The sequence below is a fragment of the Eubacterium multiforme genome, from assembly GCF_030813415.1.
GTDB classification, from domain to species: Bacteria; Bacillota; Clostridia; order Clostridiales; family Clostridiaceae; genus Clostridium; species Clostridium multiforme.
The window spans coordinates 16,411-40,334 of the sequence record NZ_JAUSUF010000002.1; the positions used below are offsets into that span (position 1 = coordinate 16,411).

The following is a 23,924-nucleotide window of genomic DNA, read 5'->3' on the forward strand; positions in this document are numbered from 1 at the left end:
ATGCGCTTTCTTCTATTATTTAGAAAATTTATGAAAGGGTGAACTTATGAAAATGGAACTGTATGCTGAAGTAATTGTAAATAGTGATGCTGTAGATATAGATAAACCATTTACTTATAAAGTTAAAGATGAACTTATTCCTTCAATAAGTGTAGGACATAGAGTTAAGGTTCCTTTTGGCATTAAAAGTAAACCTACAGAAGGATTTGTTATCTCTCTTTCAACTGAATTTAATGATAATTATAAATTAAAAAATATACTTAATTTATGTGATGAAGAACCTATTTTAACAAAGGAAGATTTACTATTAATAGAATTTCTAAGGACAAAGACCCTTTGTAAGTATATAGATGCAATAAGGGTATTAATACCTACAGGACTTACTAAAGGTCTTAAAAGTAAAAAGAAAAATGTTATTAAGTTTTTAAAGGAATTAGATGAGGATTTTAAAAATAAAGATAAATATAATAAATTAATAGAATTTATTAAAGAAAATGATAGCATATTTTCAAAGGCAGAACTTTCAAAGGAATATGGATTCTCTACATATGTGATAAATAAATCTATAGAAAAAGAATTTTTAGAGGTAGAAGAAAAGGTAGTTCATAGATTTAATAAAAGAGTTTATGAAGAAGATAATTTAAAGGAATTAACAGAAGAACAAAGAAAAGCAATAATAAAAATTGAAAATACAGATAAAAAAGGAATACTTTTAAAGGGAGTAACAGGTTCAGGAAAAACAGAAATATATATGAATCTAGTACAAAAAGCCTTAAATAAAGGAGAAGGAGCTATTGTTTTAGTTCCTGAAATATCTCTAACACCGCAGATGATTGAAAGATTTAAAGGTAGGTTTGGAGAGGATGTAGCTCTATTTCATAGTAAGCTTTCAGAAGGTGAAAGATTTGATGAATGGTATAGAGTTAAAGAAGGAAATTGTAGATTGGTAGTTGGAGCTAGAAGTGCAATATTTTTACCAGTAAACAATTTAGGATTAATAATTATTGATGAAGAACATGAAGGAACATATAAATCAGAACATAACCCTAAATATAATACGAAAGATGTAGCAGAATTTTTAAGTGTTATAAAGGGATGTAAATATATATTAGGATCTGCAACTCCATCTGTTGAAAGTTTTGCAGATGCTATGGTTTCAAAGCTTGAACTAATAGAACTTAATAATAGAATAGATAATAAGCCTCTCCCAACTATGGAAATAGTGGATATGAGAGAAGAATTAAAGGTTAAAAATCTTTCTATGTTTTCAAGAAAACTTTATAAAGAAATGAAGGAAGCTTTAGACAAAAAAGAACAAATTATATTATTCTTAAATAGAAGAGGTTTTTCTACCTTTATATCTTGTAGAAGCTGTGGATATGTCTTTAAATGTGATAAATGTGATATTGCAATGACATATCATAAAAACGGATATTTAGTTTGCCACTATTGTGGAAGAACAGAAAAGCAAGTTAAAGTATGCCCAAAATGTAAAAGTAAATATGTTAAGTTTTTTGGTGCTGGAACTGAAAAGGTAGAAAATGAAGTTAAAAAATATTTTAAAGATGCAAGAATTCTTAGGATGGATGCAGATACTACAAGAAGTAAGGATTCTTATGAAAGAATATATAATTCCTTTAAAAATGGGGAAGCAGATATTTTAATAGGAACTCAAATGATAACTAAAGGTTTAGATTTTAAAGGAATTACTTTAGTTGGAGTATTAGCTGCTGATATGTCCCTTAATATACCAGATTATAGAGCAGGAGAGAGAACATTTCAATTAATTACTCAAGTTGCAGGAAGAGCTGGTAGAGGAGATAAGGAAGGTAAGGTTATTATTCAAACTTATAATCCAGATCATCCTAGTTTAAAATATGTAGTTAACAATGATTATAAAGATATGTTTAAAGAAGAAATTGGAATAAGAAAGAATATGGGATATCCACCCTTTGGAAAAATATTATTAATAAGAGGAATTTCAAAAGAGGAAGAAAAATTAAAAAAATTTATGAACTCTTTAGGGGAAGAAATAAAAAAAATATTAAATGATGAAATAAATATTTTAGGACCTACTCAATGTATAGTAGGAAAAATAAAGGATAAATATAGATGGCAAATTTTAATTAAAGGTAAAATAACAGATGAATTAGCCAAAAAAATTAAAGATAGACTTTATGAAATGAACAAGAGTGTATATAATGAAATAAGAATAAATATTGATATTAATCCAAACAATTTATTATAGGAGGAATTTATTATGGCAATTAGAAATATAAGAATTGAAGGCGACGAAATTTTAAGAAAGAAAAGTAGGGCTATTGATAAAATAGATAATAGAACAATAACATTAATAAATGATATGATAGAAACTATGTACGAAGCTGATGGCGTTGGACTTGCAGCTCCTCAAGTTGGAATACTTAAAAGAATTTTTGTTATAGATGTTTATGATGGTGAAGGAATAAGAGTATTTATAAATCCAGAAATACTTGAAACAAGTGGAAGTCAAATTGGAGAAGAAGGATGTCTTAGCATACCAGGAGAATGCAAGGATGTAGATAGAGCTAATTATGTTAAAGTAAAAGCTTTAAATGAAAAGGGAGAAGAATTCATTTTAGAAGCAGAAGAATTACTTGCAAGAGCTGTTTTACATGAAAATGACCACTTAGATGGTGTTTTATTTATAGACAGAGCAATATAACATAAAAAGGAGGAATACTTTTGAAGATAGTATTTATGGGAACTCCAGATTTTGCAGTTCCATCATTAAAGGAATTAATAAATAAATATGGAGTAGAAGCAGTATTTACTCAACCTGATAGACCTAAGGGAAGAGGAAAAAAATTAGCTTTTTCAGAAGTTAAAGAAGAAGCTTTAAAGCATGATATTAAAATTTATCAACCAGAAAAACTTAAAGATGACAAAGAAATGATTGAAATTCTTAAAGAAATGAAACCAGACTTTATTATAGTTGTAGCCTTTGGTCAAATTCTTACAAAGGAAGTTTTGGATATTCCAAAGTATGGATGTATAAATTTACATGGTTCAATTCTTCCAATGTATAGAGGTGCAGCTCCTATAAATTGGGCAATAATGAATGGAGAAAAAGTATCAGGAAATACAACTATGCTTATGGATGTTGGATTAGATACTGGAGACATGCTTTTAAAAGATGAAGTAGAAATTACAGAAGATATGACAGCAGGAGAACTTTATGACATTCTTAAAGAAAGAGGCGGAAAGTTATTAGTAGATACTATTGAAGGTGTAATTAATGGAACTATAACTCCAGAAAAGCAAACAGAAGAAACTTTTTACGCAAAAATGCTTAATAAAAAAATGGCTGAAATAAATTGGAATAAAAGTGCTAAAGAAATTAATAATATGATTAGAGGATTAAATCCTTGGCCAATTGCCCATACTTTATATGATGGAAGCACTATGAAGATTTTTGAAAGCAAGGTATTAAATAAAGATAGCAAAGAAGAGTGTGGAAAGATAATAAATGTTTCAAAAGATGGAATAGAAGTGTCAACAGGAGAAGGTGTTCTTTTAATTAAGAAGATGCAATTTCCAAATTCTAAACCATTAACAGTTAAAGAATATATAAATGGTCATGAAGTTAACAAAGAATTTATTTTAGGTAAATAAAGGAGAGATGTTTTATGTACTATCCATTTTATTTTGATAAGACGATGCTTATATTATTACCTGCCCTTTTAATTAGTATATGGGCTCAAGCAAAAATTAGTTCAACATACAATAAATATAAAAATGTAAGGACAAGAAATGGATATACAGGAGAGCAGGTTGCAAGGATGATGTTAAATGAAGCTGGACTTTCCTTTGTAAATATTGAGGTAGTTAATACAAAACTTGGAGATCATTATGATCCAAGTCAAAAAGTTTTAAGATTATCTCCAGAAGTTTATAGCGGGACATCAATTGCATCTGCTGGAATTGCAGCTCATGAAGTAGGGCATGCAATACAGGATAAAGAAGCATACAAACCACTTAGATTAAGAAATTCAATTGTTCCAATTGTAAATTTTGGATCAAGTATTTCTTGGATTTTATTTATTGTAGGAATTTTTATGGGAAGTAGTTTATTTCTTAATTTAGGAATACTATTATTTTCAGGAGTAGTAGTATTTCAATTAGTAACACTTCCAGTAGAATTTAATGCATCTAAAAGAGCCATTAATGTACTAGAAGGAAGAGGTATATTATATGGAGATGAAGTTAACGGAGCAAAAAAAGTATTAGGAGCAGCTGCCATGACATATATTGCATCAGCATTAATGGCAATTGCACAATTATTAAGATTATTAGCAATCAGTAATAATAATAGAGATTAAAAAACTGAAAGAAGAGGTATTTTATGAATAGTAGAAGCATAGCTTTAAAGGTACTAAATAGAGTTTTTAATGAAGGTGCCTACTCAAATTTAGTCTTATCAAATGAACTTAATGGTTCAGATTTAAGTGATAAAGACAAGGCTTTAGTAACAGAAATAGTTTATGGAACTATAAGAAGAAAGAGAAGTTTAGATATTCTTATAGAATCCTTCGTTAGAGATATAAAAATAATGGATAAAAGAATATTAAATATATTAAGAATGGCTCTATATCAATTAAAATTCTTAGATAAGGTTCCAAGCTATGCTGCATGTAATGAAGCTGTAGAAGAAGCTAAGAAAATATCTGAAAAATCAGGTAAACTAGTTAATGGTATTTTAAGAACCTATGGTAAAAAAGGAGAAAGTAATTTAAAATTTAAAAATAGAATATATGAATTATCATATATTTATTCCTTTGAACCATGGCTTATAAGATTGTTTATAAAACAATATGGAGAAGAAGAAACTATAAAGATTTTAAATGGATTAAATATGACACCTAAGGTTACAGTTAGAGTTAATTCTTTAAAAGGTGACTTTGATGAAGTGTTTGAAGAGTTAGAAAAAAATGGTTATAATGTAGAAGAAGGATATATATGTCCTGAAGCTATCTCTATAAAAGGTGGAAAAAATGTAGAGAATAATAATGTATTTAATGAAGGTAAAATTACTGTCCAAGATGAAAGTGCAATGTTAGTTGCTCCTATTTTAGAAGTAAAAAAAGAAGATACAGTATTAGATTTATGTAGTGCACCTGGAGGAAAGACAACTCATATAGCAGAGCTTCTTGAAAACACTGGGAAAATATTAGCCTTTGATTTACATGAAAACAAACTAAGTTTAATTAAAGAAAACTGTGATAGATTAGGAATAGAAAATGTAACTCTTAAAGAGATGGATGCTACAAAGATAAATGTAGACCTTGTAGGAATTAGCGATAAAATATTATTAGACGTTCCTTGTTCAGGACTTGGAATAATAAAGAGAAAGCCAGAAATAAAATGGAATAAAAGTCGTGAAGATCTTAAAGAAATAATTGATGTTCAAAGAAAAATTATGGAAAATGCTTGGCAATATTTAAGAGATGGTGGAACTATAGTGTATTCAACATGTACTTTAAATAAAGAAGAAAATGAAAAGAATATAGAATGGTTCTTAAATAAGCATAAAAACTGTAAATTAGAAAAAATATTTATAGGTAAAGGTGAAAATTTAATATATGAAAATGGAATGCTTACAGTATTACCAAATGAATATATGGATGGTTTCTTTATAGCTAAACTTAAGAAAATCTAAGTAGGAGAAAAAAATATGAAAAACTTATTAGATTATACTTTAGAAGAATTTTCATTGTGGCTAAAAGAAAATGGAGAAAGTGCATTTAGATCAAAACAAGTATTTTCTTGGATTTATAAAAATGTATGGAATTTTGATGATATGAAAAATCTACCTAAGAATTTAAAGGAGAAGTTAAGTGAAAACTTTGAAATTATTATTCCTAAAGTAGTTCATGAATTCAAATCATCAGATGATGATACAAGAAAGTTACTTTTAGCACTTAAAGATGGAAATTTAATAGAGTGTGTAATTATGAAATATAAACATGGAAATACAATATGTATTTCAACTCAAGTTGGATGCAGAATGGGATGTAAATTCTGTGCATCAACAATAGATGGTAGGGTTAGAGATTTATCTTCAGGAGAAATACTTTCTCAAATAATGATAGCTCAAAAAGTTTTAGGAGAGAGAATATCAAATATTGTTTTAATGGGTAGTGGAGAACCACTTGATAATTATGATAATGTTTTAAAATTCTTAAAAGAAGTTAATGCCGAATATGGTTTTAATATAGGTCAAAGACATATAACATTATCAACTTGTGGATTAGTACCTAAAATTTATGAATTAGCAGATGAAGGAATGACTATAACTCTTGCAATTTCATTACATGCATTTAGTGATGAAAAGAGAAGACAGATAATGCCTATAGCTAATAAATATTCAATAAAAGAAATTTTAGAGGCCTGTGATTATTATATTAATAAGACAAACAGAAGAGTAACTTTTGAATATGCCTTAGTTAAAGATATTAATGATGGTAAAGAAGATGCTAAAGCATTAGGTCAATTATTAAAAGGAATGCTTTGTCATGTTAATTTAATACCTGTTAATGAAGTTAAAGAAAATTCATTTAAAAGATCTTCTAATAAAGCAATAGAGGCTTTTGCTGAAATATTAAAAGATAGAGGAATTGAAGCTACAGTTAGAAGAGAAATGGGTAGTGATATTAATGCGGCATGTGGTCAATTGAGAAGAAGTTATATTAAATCCCAAGGTTAGGGGGAAATTATATGGTAGGATATAAAAGCGATGTTGGAATAAAAAGAAAATTTAATGAAGATAATTTAGGCTATTTTGAGTGTGAATTATATAGTATATATATAGTTGCAGATGGCATGGGTGGACATAATGCAGGAGAAGTGGCAAGTAAAATGGCAGTAGATAATGTCATAAGATTTATAAATGAGAATATAAATAAATTTGATGATGATGTTCTTGAAGAAGCAATAAAATATGTTAATTTAGAAATTTATAATCATTCAAAGGATGATGATAAGTTAAGTGGAATGGGAACAACAATAACTGCTTGTTTATGTTATAATAATAAAGTGATAGTAGCAAATGTAGGAGATAGTTCCTGCTTTGGAATAAAAAATAATAAAATATACAAACTAACAAAAGACCACTCTTTAGTTCAACAACTTTTGGATGCAGGAAGCATATCTGAAACAGAGGCTATGAATCATCCAAACAAAAATATTATAACAAGGGCTGTTGGAACAGGTGAAGAAGTGGATGTTGACATATTTAAGTTTACAAAAGGCGAGTATGATAGATATTTAATATGTTCAGATGGACTTACAAATGAAGTATCAGTAGATGAAATAATTAATGTATTAAACATAGAAAAAGATAATAAACTTGCCTGTGAAAAATTAGTAAATGAAGCTAATGAAAATGGAGGCAGAGATAATATTACAGTAATGTTGTTTGGAGGAGAGATAATATGAATGGGGAAATATTAGGGGATAGATATGAGCTAATTGAAAAAGTTGGCGAAGGCGGAATGGCTATCGTCTATAAAGCTAGAGATAATAAGCTAAATAGATATGTTGCAGTTAAAATATTAAAAGATGAATATGCAGATAACGAAGAAATAGTAAATAAATTCAAAAAAGAAGCTACAGCTATTGCAAAACTATCTGATAACAATATAGTTAATGTTCTTGATGTAGGAACTCAAGGAGAAACAAATTACATTGTAATGGAATTTGTAAATGGAAAAACTCTTAAGGAAGTTATTGGTGAATTTGGTAAAGTGAATTATGAAACGACTATAGCAATTGCACTTCAAGTAGCAAAAGCTTTAGATTGTGCCCATAGAAATAATATAATTCATAGAGACATAAAACCTCAAAACATATTAGTTACTGAAGATGGATTAGTGAAGGTAACTGATTTTGGTATTGCAAAATCTTCTGACTCTGCAACTTTAACAAATACAAGTACTATTTTAGGCTCAGCACATTATTTTTCACCTGAACAAGCAAGAGGAAGCTTTATTAATAATAGAACAGACATATACTCTTTAGGAGTTGTAATTTATGAAATGCTAACAGGAAAAGTGCCTTTTGAAGCAGATTCTCCTGTAACCATAGCTTTAAAGCATCTTCAAGAAGCAGTTGTCCCACCAAAAAATATAAATAGCAAAATTCCAGATAGTTTAAATGAAGTAGTTTTAAAATGTATGGAAAAAGATGCTGATAAGAGATATCAAGATGTTAAAGATTTAATTTCAGATCTTGAAAAGATAAAAGAAAATCCTAATGCTAAAATAGGTGAAGCAAAAAATAAAGAAACAAATGAGAATGATGTTACTGCAGAGCATACAATCATAATGAGTCCTGTAAAAGAACCAATTGTTACAAAAAATGATAATGATGATTTAGATGATGGTCTAGCGGATGATGAATATTATGATGATGACGATTATTATGACGATGATGATTATTATGATGAGGACGAAGAGGATTTAGATAAGAAAAAGAAACCTAAAAAAGGCAAAAAAAATCTTAAGGGTATAATAATAGGAATTATTGCAGTTGCTGTTATAGCTCTTTTAGGATTTGGAGCATATTCTATTTTTGGAAACAATAAAGGTTCTAAAAAAGTAACTGTTCCTAACTTTGTTGGAATGACAATGGATGAAGCACAAAAGGAAGCAAGTAGTGTAGGTCTTAATGTAGTTAAGGCAAAGGAAGTAAAAAGTGATGAAAAGAAGGGAACAATTATTGAATCAAACCCTAAAGCTGGTGAATCCGTTGATAAAGGAACAACAGTTGAAGTTACAATAAGTGGGGGAGAAAAAGTAAAACTTCCAAATGTAGTTGAAGATTCTTTAAGCGATGCAAAGGCAAAATTAGAAGCTGTAGGAATAACAAACATAAATGTAGATGAAGAATATAGTGATAGTATCCAAAAGGGTCAAGTAATATCACAATCACCAAAGAGTGGAGAAGAAGTATCAAAAGATACATCTGTTACATTAGTTGTAAGTAAAGGTCAAAAAGTTACAACTATTGAAGTTCCTTCAGTAATAGGAATGTCAGAAAATGATGCAAAAGCAAAACTTTCAAATGCTGGATTAAGTGTTACTGTTGAGAGTAAGAAAACAACTGATAAGGGTTCAAATGGTAAAGTATTAGAACAAACAGTTTCAGCTGGATCAAAAGTTAATAAGGGATCAAGTATTACTATTAAAGTTGGAAATTATGAAGAAGAATTTAATGTTGATGTTGGAAATCTTATAGATACCAATATGACAGGAAATGAAGCTGTAAAAGTATTGAAAAATGCAGGGATAACTAGTGTTTCAATTACAGGGAAAGGTGATGATAAGGTTAAATATTGGACTCCTAATAAGGTTAATTCAAAGAATACAACAGTAACAATTAAGACTGAACCAGATAAGACAAATGATAATGAAGTTGATGGAAATCAAAATAGTGGTAGTGGAAACAATAACAATGATACATCTTCAAATAATAAATCTAAAAAGAATAAATAAAAAATAAACAAAAATTAAGTGTATCTTAAATGTTAGACTATAATAATATTTTAGGTGCACTTTTTTTATTTCAGTATATATTAATAAATTATATATTATAAAATACACTAATACTTTATTTAAAATTTAATTTAAAAGTAAAAGGTTGCAAAAATAAAAGAAAAGTGTTTATATAAAAAGGTAAGAAATAATTTTTTGGAGGAATTATGAAGGGAAAAATAATTAAAGGAATAGGTGGATTCTATTATATAAAAACAGATGAAGGAATAATAGAATGCAAAGCTAGAGGAAAATTCAGACATAAATCACTTAAGCCAATAGTTGGAGATAATGTAGAAATTAAAATAGAAAATGGAAAAGGAACAATTGAAGATATAGAAGAGAGAAGTTCAGAACTTATAAGACCAACTGTTGCAAACGTAACTCAAGCTTTTGTTGTTTTTGCAATAAAAAATCCAGATTTAAATTTTGATTTGTTAAATAGATTTTTAGTTTTATGTGAAAGTAATAATATAAAAGTTGTAGTAGCTTTAAATAAAATTGACTTAGTAAATGATGAAGAAAGAGAAGAATTAAAGAAAAAAATTAATTCTATAGGTTATGAAGTTTTATTTATAAATGCTAAAAAAGGAATAGGAATAGAAGAATTAAAAAATAGATTAGAAGGTAATGTAACAGTTCTTTGTGGGCCTTCAGGAGCTGGTAAGTCAACTCTTATAAATACTCTTACTGAAAGAAGTCATATGGAGACTGGAGAGGTTAGTGAAAAGATTGGTAGAGGAAAGCATACTACAAGGCATAGTGAACTTATTGATGTTTTAAATGGATATATAGTTGATACTCCAGGATTTTCAACACTTGATGTAAACTTTATTGAAAAAGAAGATTTAAAATATTGTTTTCCAGATTTTGAGGAGTATAATGATAAATGTAAATATAGAGGATGTCTTCACTATAAAGAGCCAGGTTGTGCAGTTAAAGAAGCTGTAGAAAATGGTGAAATAAATAAATATAGATATGAATTTTATATAAGAACATTAGAAGAAATATTAAAAGGGAGGAAGTATTAATGATAAAAATAGCACCATCAATTTTATCATCAGATTTTTCAAAGCTTGGGGAGGAAATAGAGCTTTTAGACAAAGGAGGAGCAGACTATATACATATAGACGTTATGGATGGAGCCTTTGTACCTAATATAACTCTTGGAGCACCTATAGTTAAAGCTATTAGAAATAGAACAGATAAGGTATTTGATGTTCATTTAATGGTAGAATCACCATCAAGATACATAGATGATTTTGTAGATGCAGGAGCAGATATAATTACAATTCATTATGAAGCTGAAAAACATATAGATAGAGCTATTCAATATATTAAATCTAAAGGGGTTAAAGCTGGGGTAGTATTAAATCCTGGAACTCCAACAATAATGATTAAGGATTTAATTCCAAAGTTAGATATGGTTTTAATTATGAGTGTTAATCCAGGTTTTGGAGGACAAAGTTTCATTGAATATTCTTTAGATAAGGTAAGAGAAATAGATGAAATGAGAAAGAAATATAATAAAGATTTAATAATAGAAATAGATGGAGGCGTTGGCGTTAATAATATTAAAAAAGTTAGAGAAGCTGGCGTTGATGTTGCAGTAGCAGGTTCAGCAGTATATAAAAATGGAGAGGTATTAAAAAATATTAGCGAACTAAAAAGGAATGCATAAAATGAGAGCAATTATAGTAAGTGGTGGTACTTCACCATCAGGGAAGTTACTTAAATCTTATTTAAAAGAAGATGACATTATAATTGGAGTAGATAGTGGATGCAATACATTATATAAACTTAATATAATGCCAAATTTAATACTTGGAGATTTTGATTCCATAGATAAGGATGTTTTAAATTACTTTTTATCTAAAGAGGTAAATTTAGAAAGGTATAGTTCTCATAAAGATTATTCAGATACTCATTTAGCATATAGAAGGGCTAAGGGAATTTATAATGTTTCAGAAATTCTTATGTTTGGAGTTACAGGAACAAGACTTGATCATACTTTAGGTAACATTGGATTATTATTTAATGGACTTAAAGATAATATAAGTATTCAAATTATTGATGAACATAATAGAATGTTTATTGTAGATAAAAGTTCTGTAATAAAAAAAGAAGAAGGAAGTTATGTATCTTTTCATGCTTTAAGTGAAGTTGTTAAAAACTTTACTATAAGAGGTGGAAAATATGATTTAACTGATTATAATATGAAACTTTTAGAGCCAAGGGCTATATGTAATGAATTTTTAGATGGAGATATTAATATAACTTTTTCTGAAGGTATAATACTAGTTATGTATACTAGAGATTAATTGTAACCAATATTTCTTTTTCACATATAATGTAAAAAGGGATATTGGTTTTATTATTAATTATATTTGGAGGAAAAAATGAAAATAGTAGCAATAAAATTACCTAAATGTATATCTAAAATAATAAATTTTTTTAGAAGAAAAAAATAATAATATACATAAGAATTTAAGGTATAAAAAAAATGCAGTGCTTATGCAATGCATTTTTTTTATTTGAACTATATTGCTCTTTCAACCTTACCAGATCTAAGACATCTTGTACAAACATGAACTTTCTTTGGAGTTCCGTTAACTAAAGCCTTTACTTTCTTTATGTTAGGAGCCCAAGTTCTCTTTGATTGACGATGTGAATGGCTGTATTGTACACCTGAAACAACGCCTTTATTACAAATTTCGCATCTTCTTGCCACTTGAAAACACCTCCTTGTTAAGTGAAGATATATTTCTCTTCAATAGGACAGAATTCATTGTATCACAATGTTATAGCTTTTTGCAAGTATATATTTAAAATTTATAGATAATATTTTCTATATTTACATATAAATCTTGAATATTAAAACTTTCTAATATAAAATATATATATGATATGTATGAGGAGGAATAGAGATGGTAGGATTTTCAAGAGAAAATGGAAAAGTTCACTACTCAGAAGAAGTGCTAGCTAAAATTGTTGGATTATCAACAATGGAATGCTATGGTGTAGTAGGTATGGTTTCAAAGAATGCTACAGAAGGTCTTTGGGAGTTAATTGGAATAGAGCATTTTAATAAAGGTGTTAAAATAACTGTTAATGATGATGATAAATTAGGAATAGAATTATTTGTTATGGTAGAGTATGGAACAAAGATATCCGTTATAGCAAACAATATAATTCAAAAAGTACGTTATAATGTTGAAAACTTTACTGGATTAAGTGTTGCATCAATATCAGTAAATGTTCAAGCGGTAAGAGTCTAGGAGGTAACAAACTAATGGAATTTAATAAGATAAACGGCCGTGATTTTTACAACATGGTTGTAAATGCAAGTAACAGACTAGCTGAAAAAAGTGATTTTGTTAATGCATTAAATGTATTCCCTGTACCAGACGGTGATACAGGAACTAACATGTCAATGACATTTAAAGCAGCTGTTAAAGAAATAGAAAATATAGATTCTGATTCTATAGGAGAAGTATCAAAAAAGCTTGCAAAAGGTGCTTTAATGGGTGCAAGAGGTAATTCAGGAGTTATCCTTTCACAAATTTTAAGAGGGATTTCAAAAGGATTAAATGGGGTTGATGAAGCTTCAGTTCATGAATTTGCAAATGCATTACAAGAAGGATCAAATGCAGCATATAAAGCTGTTATGAGACCTACAGAAGGTACAATTCTTTCAGTTGTAAGAATGGCAGCAGAGGCTGGAATGCATTCAAGAGCTAAGAATATAACAGAACTTTTAGAGGAAGTTACAGTAGCTGCAAAGGATATGCTTGATAAGACTCCAGATTTATTGCCAGCACTTAAGAAAGCAAAAGTTGTTGACTCAGGTGGAATGGGGCTTTATATAATACTTCAAGGTATGCTTGAAGCATTAAAAGAAGGCATAGTTGCAGAAATTAGTGATATAAAAATTGGTGAAGGTGGCGGAAGTGTTACTGGAGCTAAGGCTACTGGAGATGCAAATATTAAATTTGGATATTGTACTGAGTTTATAATATTAGGAGATGCAACTCATGCAAAGGAATTACAAGATGAAATTGAAGCTTTAGGAGATTCAATGATAGTTGTTGGATATGATGATGTTATAAAAGTTCATATTCATACAAATGATCCAGGTCTTGTTTTATCAAAAGCTGTAAAGATTGGTGAACTTTCAAAAATAAAGATAGATAATATGAGAGAAGAACATAGAGAGCTTTTAGCAGAAGAGATGAGAGAAGATCAAAAGAAACAAGAAGAAACTGCAGTTTCTGATGAAAAGAAAAAATATGGTTTTGTAACAGTTGCTATGGGAAAAGGAATTACAAACATATTTAAAGATTTAGGTGTTGATTACGTAATTGAAGGTGGTCAAACTATGAACCCTTCAACTCAAGATATTTTAGATTGTGTAGAAAAGATTAATGCAGAAAATATTTTTATTTTCCCAAATAATAAAAATATAATAATGGCTGCAACACAAGCTAAGGATATAGCAGAAAAAAATGTTATTGTTATACCAACAACAACAATTCCACAAGGTATCACTTGCGTATCAATGTTTAATAGAGATGCAGATGTATCTGAAAATGAAGAAGAATTAAAAGAACTTATGGAAAGTGTAAAAACAGGTTCAGTAACATATGCAGTAAGAGATACTGAAATTGATGGAATACAAATTCAAGAAGGTAATATGCTTGGATTAGTAGAAGGTAAAATCAAAGAGGTTGGAGAAGATAAATTTAAGGTTGCTTCAAAAGTTCTTGAAAATATGATTGATGATGATAGTGAACTTATAACTATATTCTATGGAGAAGGTGTTTCAGAGGATGAAGCAAATTCATTTGTAGCTAAATTAGAAGAAAAGTATGAAGACTGTGATATTCAATTATATAAGGGAGATCAACCTTTATACTACTTCTTAATGTCAGTAGAATAATAAGTTAACATTTATCTAGAGTTTTAATATTTTGTCTGTTAACTTTATTAAGATAATAGCCTTGTTAAGAATAAGATAAATATCAAATTATATAAATAAAAGGCACCGAAAGGTGCTTTTTATTTTTAGAAAAGAGGTGCTAAAAACGAATATATATACTCCTGTAAATAATATAAAAGGTGTTGGACCAAAGGCAACAGAAAGATTAAATAGAGCTGGAATATTTAGTATATTAGATTTGCTTTTATATTTTCCAAGAGATTATGAATTTATAAATGGAAATAGTGATCTTAAAGATGTAGATGAAAATGAAAAACAAATAATAACCTGTTATATGAATAAGGTTAAAGGAGATTTTAGAACAAAAACAGGAAAAGTAATAACTACAATAGAGTTTAAGCATAATGAAGTAACTATTATAGCTAATTGGTTTAATCAACCCTATGTAAAAACAAGGTTTAGAAGAGGAGAAAAGTATAATCTGTTAGGCAAATATAAGAGAGTTTCAAACACTCTCCAAATAACTAATCCTCAAATAGGTTCTAATGAAGCTTTAAAAAGTGAAATAATTCCTAAGTATTCTTTAAAGGGTGAGTTAACTAATAATTTTTTAGCTAAAATAGTTGGAGAGGTTTTAGATAATATTGTTGTAGCGGAGAATCTTCCCTTAGATATTATTAAAAAATATAATTTAATTTCCTTTGATGATGCAATAAGAGAAATTCATTTTCCAAAAGATAAAAGTAAGTTGGAAAAATCAATAGAAAGATTGAAATTTCAGGAATTATTTACTTACTCAATGAAATTACTTTTATTAAAACAAAAATCAAGAATTAAAAATGGAATAGGATTTAATTGGAGTGAAGAACTTAATGATTTAAGAGAATCCCTTCCTTTTAGTTTAACAAATGCTCAAGCAAAGGTAGTAAGGGCAATACTTAAAGATCAAAGATCATCTTATCCAATGAATAGACTTGTTCAAGGTGATGTTGGTTCAGGTAAGACTATAGTTGCTTTAATTGCAATATTTAATGCATATAAAAATGGATATAAGGCAGCTTTTATGGCTCCAACTGAAATACTTGCAAATCAACATTTTAAGGAAGCTAAAAGTATTTTTAAAAACTTTAATGTGGAAATAGAACTTTTAACTGGAAGTACATCAATGAAGGAGAAGAAAAGAATAAAGGAAAGAATAAAGGAAAAGGAACCCTTAGTTGTAATTGGTACCCATGCACTTATTCAAGAAGATGTTGAATTTAACAATTTAGGGATTGTTGTAACTGATGAACAACATAGGTTTGGAGTTGAACAGAGAAGTAAACTTATAAACAAAGGTAAAAAGGCTGATGTGTTAGTTATGACTGCAACACCAATTCCAAGAACTTTAGCTCTTTATGTTTATTCAGATTTAGATGTATCTGCCATAGATGAATTGCCACCTGGAAGAAAAAAGATAGATACAAGATTTTTTAGTGATGATGCTAGAGACAAAGCCTATAGTTTAGCCCTAAGTGAAATTAAAAAGGGAAGACAGGTATATATAGTATGTCCTCTTATTGAAGAAGATGAAAAGGAACAACTAAATTCAGTTGAAAGTGTATATGAAAAGTTAACTAATGGAATTTTTAGTGGTATTAAGGTTGAATATCTTCATGGAAAAATGAAAGGCAGCGAAAAGGATGATATTATAAATAGGTTTAAAGATGGTGAAACTAAAGTTTTAATTTCAACAACTGTTATAGAAGTTGGAGTTAATGTACCAAATGCTTCTGTTATGATAGTTGAAAATGCTGAAAGATTTGGTTTGGCACAGTTACATCAACTTAGAGGAAGAGTTGGAAGAGGAGAATATGAATCCTATTGTATTCTTATTGCAAAGGCAAAGAGTAATACAACAAAAAAGAGAATGGAAATACTTACAGAATCAACTGATGGATTTTACATTTCAGAACAGGATTTAAAGCTTAGAGGTTCTGGAGAAATGTTTGGAATGAGACAAAGTGGAGATGAGGGATTTTTACTTGCGGATCTTTATAATGATATGAAAATTTTAATTAAGGCAAGGGAAGAAGCTAACAATATTTTAATTAATGAAACTGAAAAAAATAAACTTTTAATAAGGGAAATAAAGAGTAACTTAGAAAAAAGTAGTAAATATATATGTTTTAATTAATTATAAATTGTATAAAAAAGTCTATTATGATAGAATAAAAGATATATAGCACCAAGGAGGATAAAGTAGTGAGAATAATAGCAGGAAGAGCAAGAGGACGTAAATTATTATCACCAGCAACATACGAAACTAGACCAACTTTAGATAGAGTGAAGGAAGCAATGTTTAGTATGATTCAAGGATATATACCAGAAGCTACAGTTGTTGATGTTTTTGCAGGAACTGGAAGTTTAGGGTTAGAGGCTGCAAGTAGAGGAGCTAAGGAGTGCTACTTATTTGACAAAAGCTCAGTAACTTTTCCACTATTAAAGGAAAATGTTTATAATCTTAAATTTGAAGATTTTTGTCATCCATTAAATATAGATGCATATGAAGGACTTAAGATGCTTGCAAAAAAAGGAAAGGTATTCAATATAATATTTATTGATCCACCTTATTGCAAAGAGATGATTCCAGAAGCAATAAAAGTAATTAAAGAAAATAATATGTTAGATGAAAATGGAATAATAGTTACAAAAATAGATAGTATAGAAGAAATATATGAAGGCTATGAAGATATAGTACTTACTAAAAGCAGAAAATATGGAAATACTACAGTTTGTTTCTACAAGATTAGAGGAGAAGAATAATGAAATCGGCAATATATCCTGGAAGTTTTGATCCTATTACTAATGGGCATTTAGATATTATCAAAAGAGGAGCAGAAGTTTTCGATAAGATTATTGTTGCTGTACTCATTAATGTAGATAAAAAAGGATTATTTGAAATAGAAGAACGTGTAGAACTAATAAAAAAAGCAACTTCTGATATTGAAAATATAGAAATTATAAGTTTTGAAGGACTGCTTATAGATTTACTTAAAGAAAAAGATTCTAGTATAATATTAAGAGGATTAAGAGCTGTGTCAGACTTTGAATATGAAATGCAGATGGCACTTATGAATAATAAATTAGATTCAAATGTTGAAACTGTATTTATGATGACATCAGCTGAAAATTCATTTTTAAGCTCATCTGCTATTAAACAAGTAGCAAAGTTTGGGGGCAATATGGATGGATTAGTTCCAAATAATATTATTAAAGATATTGAGAAAAAGATTAACAGGGAAAAATAGGGGTGTTTTCAATGGATAAGCAAGAAATTAATATTATTGAACTTTTAGAATATTTACAAGACCTTGTAGATAATTCACCAAAGGTGCCTATGAGTGGGAAAACTATGATAGATAAAAAAGAGTTTTTAAGTGTTATAGACCAAATAATAAATTATCTACCAGATCAATTTAAAAAAGCTCAATGGGTAATGAATGAAAGAGAAAGAATATTAGCTGAAGCAAAAAAAGAATATGATTCAGTTAAAGAAGAAACAATGCAGCTTATGAGACAAAATGTGGAAAACCATGACATTGTTAAAGAAGCTAAAATAAGAGCTCAAGAAATATTAGCATCAGCTAAGAGAGATTCTAAAAATATTAGAGTTGGAGCTAGAGATTATGCAGATGAGATTCTTTCTGACTTAGATAGAGAAATGGAAAAAAATAAAATGGAGCTTATAAAATCTCTTCAAATAAGCTTTGAGGATACTGCAAAGGAAATTGATGAGAATCTTACAAAGGCATGCTCCATTGTAAAAGAAAATATTAAAGAGTTAAGAACTATGAATTAATTTTTTTAAATAATATTTTTATAATTAGTGAAGCTAATAAAAATATTATTATAGGAATTGAGTATAGGGCTATGTTATTAAATAAATTAGCTTGTGATATAGTATTTGAAGTTTCTACAGCTTTAAATATTAAGTTTGACAAAGTAAAGCTTAATATGAAGCTAAAAATACCTTGTATAAATTTTAATATTATATATCTAATTATAGATATGTTATTTTTACCTATAAATGATGAAGTTTGTGCAATAACGGATATTCCTGAGAAAGAAGCAAAAAAACTTATTACAGCTAATTTAAAATGTATTGTAATATTACTTGAAGCAATTATGTTACAACCATTAGTTAGTTCAATGCTACCTAGAAATGTACCATATAATACGTTTTTAGGTATATTAAAAAAACTTTCTACATTATTAAAGAAAGTATATATTAAAGAAGTATTCTTTAATATAGATATAACTACAGAAAATGCAACTACATAACCACATACGGATAGAGTGGTGTTTATTGCTTTTTTTATCCCTGTATCAATTGCAAGTCCAAAATTTATATTAGAATTATTAGAAGTCTTTTTCTTTGAAGTTTTATAAGGAAAAGACTTTTTTTTAGTTATAAAAGCAATAAAAAACATAGATAAATAATTACTAATTAAAAGGAAATAACCATATTTTGCACTACCTAAAAGAGCTGCACCTACTGCACCTATTAAAAATATTGGACCTGCATTAGAAGCTATATTAATAAGTCTTGAATACTCATCTTTATTTATATAACCAAGCTCATATATATCAGATGTATATTTGGCCCCTAAAGGATATCCACATAACATACTTGCAGCAATAGGAAAGGAACAATTTTCTGAAAGATTTAGTGGTTTACATATAAGTGGACCTAAAAGTTTAGAGTAAATTGAAATTCCATCATAAGCAATAAGTAAATTACATATTAAAGAAAAGGAAAACACAGTTGGTATAATAGCCTTAAAACAAAGTTTACAGCCTTCCATTGCAGCAATTATTGATGTTTCAATATTAGATACAAATAGTATTATAAATACTGTAATTATAAAACAGAAAATATAATTTTTTTTAATCTTAAGTAATTTTAATAATATAAAAGTTAGAATGAATATAAAAAAAGACAAAATAAAAATACTATTCATGAAATCACTCCCATCAATAGTATTTATATGCACAAAATAAAGTTAAATTCTTTATAAAATATATGGACTTTTAAAATAATCTTCCATTGGTGAAACAGAAGTGTTAAGTAATGAATAGGCTTTTGAACCTAATAAATCTAATTTTAGCATATCATCTTCAATGTTTTTAGGAAACTTAGTTAATATAGTTAAATTACTATTATTTTTTATTTCCTTAAGGATTTTAGCTCCTTTTTTATTGAAGGCTAGTGGCCTGATATAATTTATAGGCTGATTTTGTATTTTAGTTATATTATATTTTTCAAAGCCTATAAAAAATTGAGACAAAACTCTACATATTCTAGTATAGGTATATCTTTTGCTCTTAGATTTTAATATTAATTCTTCTAATGAATTAGAATTTAAAATTTCTCTTAAAATTTTATTATCTAAACCTTCTGAAATATCATTAATAAGATGTAGATTTTCCCCATAAGTTAAAAGTTTATATTTTATGAAAGGGAAAAGCTTTTCTTCAAATACAAAATTATAGTTTTCATTATATAATCTTTTAAATTCATTATAAGTTTCTACAGGTAAAGAACTTTTTATAGATGATATATTAAAATTATTTTTTAAAGTCTCCCGAATAGAAGTTGCAGAAGAAAATTCGCTATTTAAAGAGGTGTCATTATAATTACTTCCTTCTCTTTTTAGAGTGTAAGGAGTAATTTTACTGTTTATTTTTAATAATGCCTTAATATATTCAATAGCTAAAATATTATTAGAATTTCCTATAATCTCATTAACATTTAAATTAGGACTTAATGAGTTTAATGCATTCATTCTTGCAGTATGAAAAGGTAATCCTTTTTTTAACTCAGCTTTTAATAAATCTTTATAAAAACTATTTTCTTCTTTTAGTATTTTTGCAATATCAATTAATTTATTTATATCTCCACTTTCACTTCCAAAGTAAATATTATTTATACAATTTAATGAGTTAAGCAGTTTTACACCACCATAAGCAAAATTTTCAGCAGAAGATAGTGAATATACTAATGGTAGTTCTAAAACAAGATCAACTCCATTTAAAACAGCTATTTTTGCTCTATTAAATTTATCTATAATTGCAGGAGTTCCTCTTTGCATAAAATTTCCACTCATTACACATATAATACCATCAGCTTTTGTATCTTTTATTGCATTTTGAAGATGGTGTTTATGACCTAAATGAAATGGATTATATTCTGTAATAATTCCTGTTAAATTCATGAAAATAATCCTCCTTAAAAAATAAAGAATATTAATAAGTATAGCATAATTAAAAAAAAATGGCACTTTTAAAAGAGAGAGGGTAATTTTTCAGAAAATTAAGAGTATTTTAAATCTAAAGAATTCAACCAAAAAGTAATTTTTTGAGCCTCAAAGGTTGAAAATGACTAGTGTTTAGGAGTATAGTAGTATGTGGAGATAAACACGGATCTTTGAAAGGAGAAATGAACATGGAACTTATGAATAAAATATGGGAGGCTGCAAAATCTGATAAGAAGAAGATAGTTCTTCCTGAAGGTAATGAAGCAAGAACAGTAGTAGCAGCTAAAAAAATAGTTGAAGAAGGAATAGCAACACCAATATTAATTGGTAATAAAGAAGAAGTCTTAAAGGCTGGTAAAGAGCAAGGGGTAGATCTTAAAGGAGTAGATATAATAGATCCAGAAGATTCACCAAAGCTTAATGATTACATACAAGCCTTTTATGAATTAAGAAAGAAAAAAGGCATGACAATAGAAAAGGCTGAGAGAATTGTTAGAGATCCTCTTTATTTTGCTACAATGATGGTAAAATTAGATGATGCTGATGGAATGGTTTCAGGAGCTGTTCACACAACAGGAGATCTTTTAAGACCAGGTCTTCAAATAATAAAAACTGCACCAGGAGTTTCAGTTGTATCAAGTTTCTTTATAATGCTTGTACCTGGATCAAAATATGGTGAAGAGGGAATGCTTTTATTCTCAGATTGTGCAGTTAACCCAAATCCAACATCAGAACAATTAGCAGCAATTGCAATAGCTACTGCAGAAACAGCAAAGAGCCTTTGCAAAATAGAACCAAAGGTGGCTATGCTTTCATTCTCAACAATGGGAAGTGCAGATCACGAATTAGTTGATAAAGTTAGAGTAGCAACAGAAAGAGCTAAAGAATTAAGACCAGACTTACAAATAGATGGAGAAATGCAATTAGATGCAGCTATAGTACAAAAAGTAGCAGACCAAAAAGCACCAAATAGTAAGGTAGCAGGAAACGCTAATGTATTAGTATTCCCAGACTTACAAGCAGGTAACATTGGATACAAATTAGTTCAAAGATTTGCAAATGCAGAAGCTATAGGACCAGTTTGCCAAGGATTTGCAAAACCAATTAACGATTTATCAAGAGGATGTAGTTCAGACGATATAGTTAATGTTGTTGCATTAACAGCAGTTCAAGCTCAATCTATAAAATAATATTAATAAAAATTTTACAAAAAGTTTGGAAGGAGTTTTCAAAATGAAAATTTTAGTAATAAATTGTGGAAGTTCATCTTTAAAATATCAATTAATCGATATGAAAAACGAAGAATCATTAGCTCAAGGATTAGTTGAAAGAATAGGAATAGAAGGATCAATCTTAACTCAAAAAGTTGAGGGAAGAGATAAATATATAATAAAACAACCAATGAAGGATCATAAAGATGCAATAAAATTAGTTTTAGATGCATTAATTGATGAAAATAACGGAGTTATAAAGTCAATGGATGAAATTTCAGCAGTTGGACATAGAGTTGTTCATGGTGGAGAAAAATATTCAGAATCAGTTTTAGTTAACGATGAAGTTATGAAATACTTAGAAGAGTGTGTAAAACTTGCACCACTTCACAATCCAGCAAACATAATAGGAATAGAAGCTTGTAAAGCTTTAATGCCAAATACACCAATGTCAGCTGTTTTTGACACTGCATTCCATCAAACAATGCCAGAGGAAGCTTTCACATATGCTATCCCTTATGAGTATTATGAAAATAATGCTGTAAGAAGATATGGATTCCACGGAACTTCACATAAATATGTTTCAGCTAAAGTTGCTGAGGTTATGAATAAAAACATAGAAGATTTAAAGATTATAACTTGCCATTTAGGAAATGGAGCATCACTAACAGCTGTTAAGGGTGGAAAATCAATTGATACTTCAATGGGATTCACTCCTCTTGAAGGTGTAGTTATGGGAACAAGATCAGGAAGCATAGATCCTTCTATAGCTACATATTTAATGTCAGAACTTAATTATTCAGCAGAAGAAGTAAATACAATTTTAAATAAAAAATCAGGAGTTTTAGGAATTTCAGGTGTAAGTTCAGACTTTAGAGATATAGAAGATGCTGCATTTAACCATGATAATCATAGAGCTAAACTTGCATTAGATGTATTTGAATATAGCGTTAGAAAACAAATAGGTGCATATGCTGCAGCTATGGGTGGAGTTGATGTTATAGTATTTACAGCAGGTGTTGGAGAAAATTCAGTTGAAACTAGAGAAAATGTTCTTAAAGGATTAGAATTCTTAGGAGTAGAAATAGATAAAGAGAAGAACAATGTAAGAGGAAAAGTTGCAGAAATATCAAAAGATGGCTGCAAAGTAAAAGCTTTTGTTATTCCTACAAATGAAGAATTAATGATTGCTAAAGAGACTTTAGGTTTAATAAAATAGTAATTATTGATAAATTTTCTTGACTTTTTATGCACCTCTTTATATAATAAATTGTGTTTGTTCAGTAAATATTTTAAGCTAAGGGGTGAAAAAGGCGCTTTCGCTCGAGCTATGCCATGAATTTGGTATAATGTGCTTTTTAAAGCATGAGGATTTTATCCAGAGCATGAAAATTATGAAGTTACAATTTTCAGACTTTCTTTCAAGAAGAGAAAGAGAAAAAAATATTAGCTATCAATTTGATATGGATAATTTTCACTTTGAAGGCGAATTAATAGAACCAGTTTCAAAGGTTTTTGTTGAAGGAACTATTTCTTCAAGAGAAAAAGAGCTTATGATTAGCCTACACGTTAGAACAGAGCTTAAGGTTGCTTGTTCAAGATGTTTAGAAACCTTCATCTATCCAATAGATTTTGAAATAGAAGAATGGTTTACAAATGTTGACGAATCAGATAATGATGATGTAATATTTGTAAAGAGTGATGAATTAGATATCACAGATTTTGTTGAAAGAGAAATAATTTCAACCTTACCGATTAAAAGACTTTGTAGTAGTAATTGCAAAGGCCTTTGTCACAAATGTGGTAAAAATCTTAACATTGAAACTTGCACTTGTGATAGTGAAGATGTAGATGTAAGATTAGCAGGTCTTAAGGCACTGCTTGAAAATAAGGAGGTGTAAGC

General features: G+C 28.5%; 23 protein-coding genes. 20 read left to right on the forward strand and 3 right to left on the reverse strand.

What is annotated here, in order from left to right:
• Positions 1-52: 52 nt before the first annotated feature.
• From priA to J2S18_RS04100, 11 genes are all read left to right on the forward strand, one after another.
• Complete coding sequence (gene priA, locus J2S18_RS04050; RefSeq protein WP_307484623.1) at positions 53-2,248, forward strand: primosomal protein N'; 2,196 nt, start codon at positions 53-55, stop codon at positions 2,246-2,248.
• A 12-nt stretch (positions 2,249-2,260) separates the two neighbouring features.
• Positions 2,261-2,704, forward strand: coding sequence for a peptide deformylase (def, locus tag J2S18_RS04055; protein ID WP_307483581.1), 444 nt, complete (start codon positions 2,261-2,263; stop codon positions 2,702-2,704).
• Positions 2,705-2,724: 20 nt separating this feature from the next.
• The gene (gene fmt, locus J2S18_RS04060; protein ID WP_307483584.1) at positions 2,725-3,654 is read left to right on the forward strand and encodes a methionyl-tRNA formyltransferase; all 930 of its coding nucleotides are present in this window, start codon (positions 2,725-2,727) and stop codon (positions 3,652-3,654) included.
• A 14-nt stretch (positions 3,655-3,668) separates the two neighbouring features.
• Positions 3,669-4,361 carry a zinc metallopeptidase gene (locus J2S18_RS04065; RefSeq protein ID WP_307483587.1) on the forward strand — a complete coding sequence of 231 codons (693 nt, stop codon included), beginning with the start codon at positions 3,669-3,671 and terminating at the stop codon, positions 4,359-4,361.
• A 23-nt stretch (positions 4,362-4,384) separates the two neighbouring features.
• A complete protein-coding gene (rsmB, locus tag J2S18_RS04070) occupies positions 4,385-5,698 on the forward strand; it encodes a 16S rRNA (cytosine(967)-C(5))-methyltransferase RsmB (protein ID WP_307483590.1) in 1,314 nt (437 codons plus the stop codon).
• 15 nt (positions 5,699-5,713) lie between these two features.
• On the forward strand, positions 5,714-6,745 hold the full coding sequence (rlmN, locus tag J2S18_RS04075) for a dual-specificity RNA methyltransferase RlmN (RefSeq protein ID WP_307483593.1): 1,032 nt from the start codon (positions 5,714-5,716) through the stop codon (positions 6,743-6,745).
• A gap of 11 nt (positions 6,746-6,756) precedes the next feature.
• Complete coding sequence (locus J2S18_RS04080) at positions 6,757-7,476, forward strand: Stp1/IreP family PP2C-type Ser/Thr phosphatase (RefSeq protein WP_307483596.1); 720 nt, start codon at positions 6,757-6,759, stop codon at positions 7,474-7,476.
• On the forward strand, positions 7,473-9,533 hold the full coding sequence (pknB, locus tag J2S18_RS04085) for a Stk1 family PASTA domain-containing Ser/Thr kinase (RefSeq protein WP_307483599.1): 2,061 nt from the start codon (positions 7,473-7,475) through the stop codon (positions 9,531-9,533). The genes J2S18_RS04080 and pknB overlap by 4 nt, the downstream gene beginning before the upstream one ends.
• Positions 9,534-9,739: 206 nt before the next feature.
• Complete coding sequence (rsgA, locus tag J2S18_RS04090) at positions 9,740-10,603, forward strand: ribosome small subunit-dependent GTPase A (RefSeq protein ID WP_307483601.1); 864 nt, start codon at positions 9,740-9,742, stop codon at positions 10,601-10,603.
• The gene (gene rpe / locus J2S18_RS04095; protein WP_307483603.1) at positions 10,603-11,253 is read left to right on the forward strand and encodes a ribulose-phosphate 3-epimerase; all 651 of its coding nucleotides are present in this window, start codon (positions 10,603-10,605) and stop codon (positions 11,251-11,253) included. The genes rsgA and rpe overlap by 1 nt, the downstream gene beginning before the upstream one ends.
• Position 11,254: 1 nt before the next feature.
• Positions 11,255-11,893 carry a thiamine diphosphokinase gene (locus tag J2S18_RS04100; RefSeq protein ID WP_307483605.1) on the forward strand — a complete coding sequence of 213 codons (639 nt, stop codon included), beginning with the start codon at positions 11,255-11,257 and terminating at the stop codon, positions 11,891-11,893.
• A gap of 218 nt (positions 11,894-12,111) precedes the next feature.
• Here the strand turns inward: J2S18_RS04100 and rpmB are convergent, their stop codons facing one another.
• Complete coding sequence (gene rpmB / locus J2S18_RS04105) at positions 12,112-12,303, reverse strand: 50S ribosomal protein L28 (protein WP_024614610.1); 192 nt, start codon at positions 12,301-12,303, stop codon at positions 12,112-12,114.
• 196 nt (positions 12,304-12,499) lie between these two features.
• Here rpmB and J2S18_RS04110 point away from each other — a divergent pair, with 196 nt between their 5' ends.
• The 6 genes from J2S18_RS04110 (at position 12,500) to J2S18_RS04135 (ending at position 18,352) form a co-directional block, all read left to right on the forward strand.
• The gene (locus tag J2S18_RS04110) at positions 12,500-12,850 is read left to right on the forward strand and encodes an Asp23/Gls24 family envelope stress response protein (protein ID WP_307483607.1); all 351 of its coding nucleotides are present in this window, start codon (positions 12,500-12,502) and stop codon (positions 12,848-12,850) included.
• Between the two features lie 14 nt (positions 12,851-12,864).
• Positions 12,865-14,511, forward strand: a complete 1,647-nt coding sequence (locus tag J2S18_RS04115) for a DAK2 domain-containing protein (protein ID WP_307483611.1) — start codon at positions 12,865-12,867, stop codon at positions 14,509-14,511.
• Between the two features lie 112 nt (positions 14,512-14,623).
• The gene (gene recG, locus J2S18_RS04120; protein WP_307483614.1) at positions 14,624-16,687 is read left to right on the forward strand and encodes an ATP-dependent DNA helicase RecG; all 2,064 of its coding nucleotides are present in this window, start codon (positions 14,624-14,626) and stop codon (positions 16,685-16,687) included.
• Between the two features lie 68 nt (positions 16,688-16,755).
• Entirely contained in the window at positions 16,756-17,316 is a 561-nt protein-coding gene (rsmD, locus tag J2S18_RS04125) for a 16S rRNA (guanine(966)-N(2))-methyltransferase RsmD (RefSeq protein WP_307483615.1), read from the forward strand.
• A complete protein-coding gene (gene coaD / locus J2S18_RS04130) occupies positions 17,316-17,801 on the forward strand; it encodes a pantetheine-phosphate adenylyltransferase (protein WP_307483617.1) in 486 nt (161 codons plus the stop codon). Before rsmD ends, coaD begins: the two co-directional genes overlap by 1 nt.
• An 11-nt stretch (positions 17,802-17,812) precedes the next feature.
• Positions 17,813-18,352 (forward strand): ATPase, encoded by a 540-nt coding sequence (locus tag J2S18_RS04135; protein ID WP_307483619.1) that lies wholly within the window; start codon positions 17,813-17,815, stop codon positions 18,350-18,352.
• On the opposite strand, the gene spoVV is transcribed toward J2S18_RS04135, so the two are convergent.
• Positions 18,342-19,514, reverse strand: a complete 1,173-nt coding sequence (gene spoVV, locus J2S18_RS04140; RefSeq protein WP_307483621.1) for a dipicolinic acid transporter SpoVV — start codon at positions 19,512-19,514, stop codon at positions 18,342-18,344. The two genes, J2S18_RS04135 and spoVV, sit on opposite strands and share 11 nt — an antisense overlap.
• Before the next feature lie 51 nt (positions 19,515-19,565).
• On the reverse strand, positions 19,566-20,768 hold the full coding sequence (locus J2S18_RS04145) for a nucleotidyltransferase (RefSeq protein ID WP_307483623.1): 1,203 nt from the start codon (positions 20,766-20,768) through the stop codon (positions 19,566-19,568).
• Positions 20,769-20,998: 230 nt separating this feature from the next.
• Here J2S18_RS04145 and pta point away from each other — a divergent pair, with 230 nt between their 5' ends.
• The 3 genes from pta to J2S18_RS04160 all read left to right on the forward strand — a co-directional run bounded on the left by pta (position 20,999) and on the right by J2S18_RS04160 (position 23,922).
• Positions 20,999-22,000: a phosphate acetyltransferase gene (gene pta / locus J2S18_RS04150; RefSeq protein ID WP_307483626.1), complete on the forward strand. Its 1,002-nt coding sequence runs from the start codon at positions 20,999-21,001 to the stop codon at positions 21,998-22,000.
• 43 nt (positions 22,001-22,043) lie between these two features.
• Positions 22,044-23,240, forward strand: a complete 1,197-nt coding sequence (locus tag J2S18_RS04155) for an acetate kinase (protein ID WP_307483628.1) — start codon at positions 22,044-22,046, stop codon at positions 23,238-23,240.
• A gap of 166 nt (positions 23,241-23,406) precedes the next feature.
• Positions 23,407-23,922, forward strand: coding sequence for a YceD family protein (locus J2S18_RS04160; protein WP_307483630.1), 516 nt, complete (start codon positions 23,407-23,409; stop codon positions 23,920-23,922).
• Positions 23,923-23,924 lie beyond the last annotated feature (2 nt).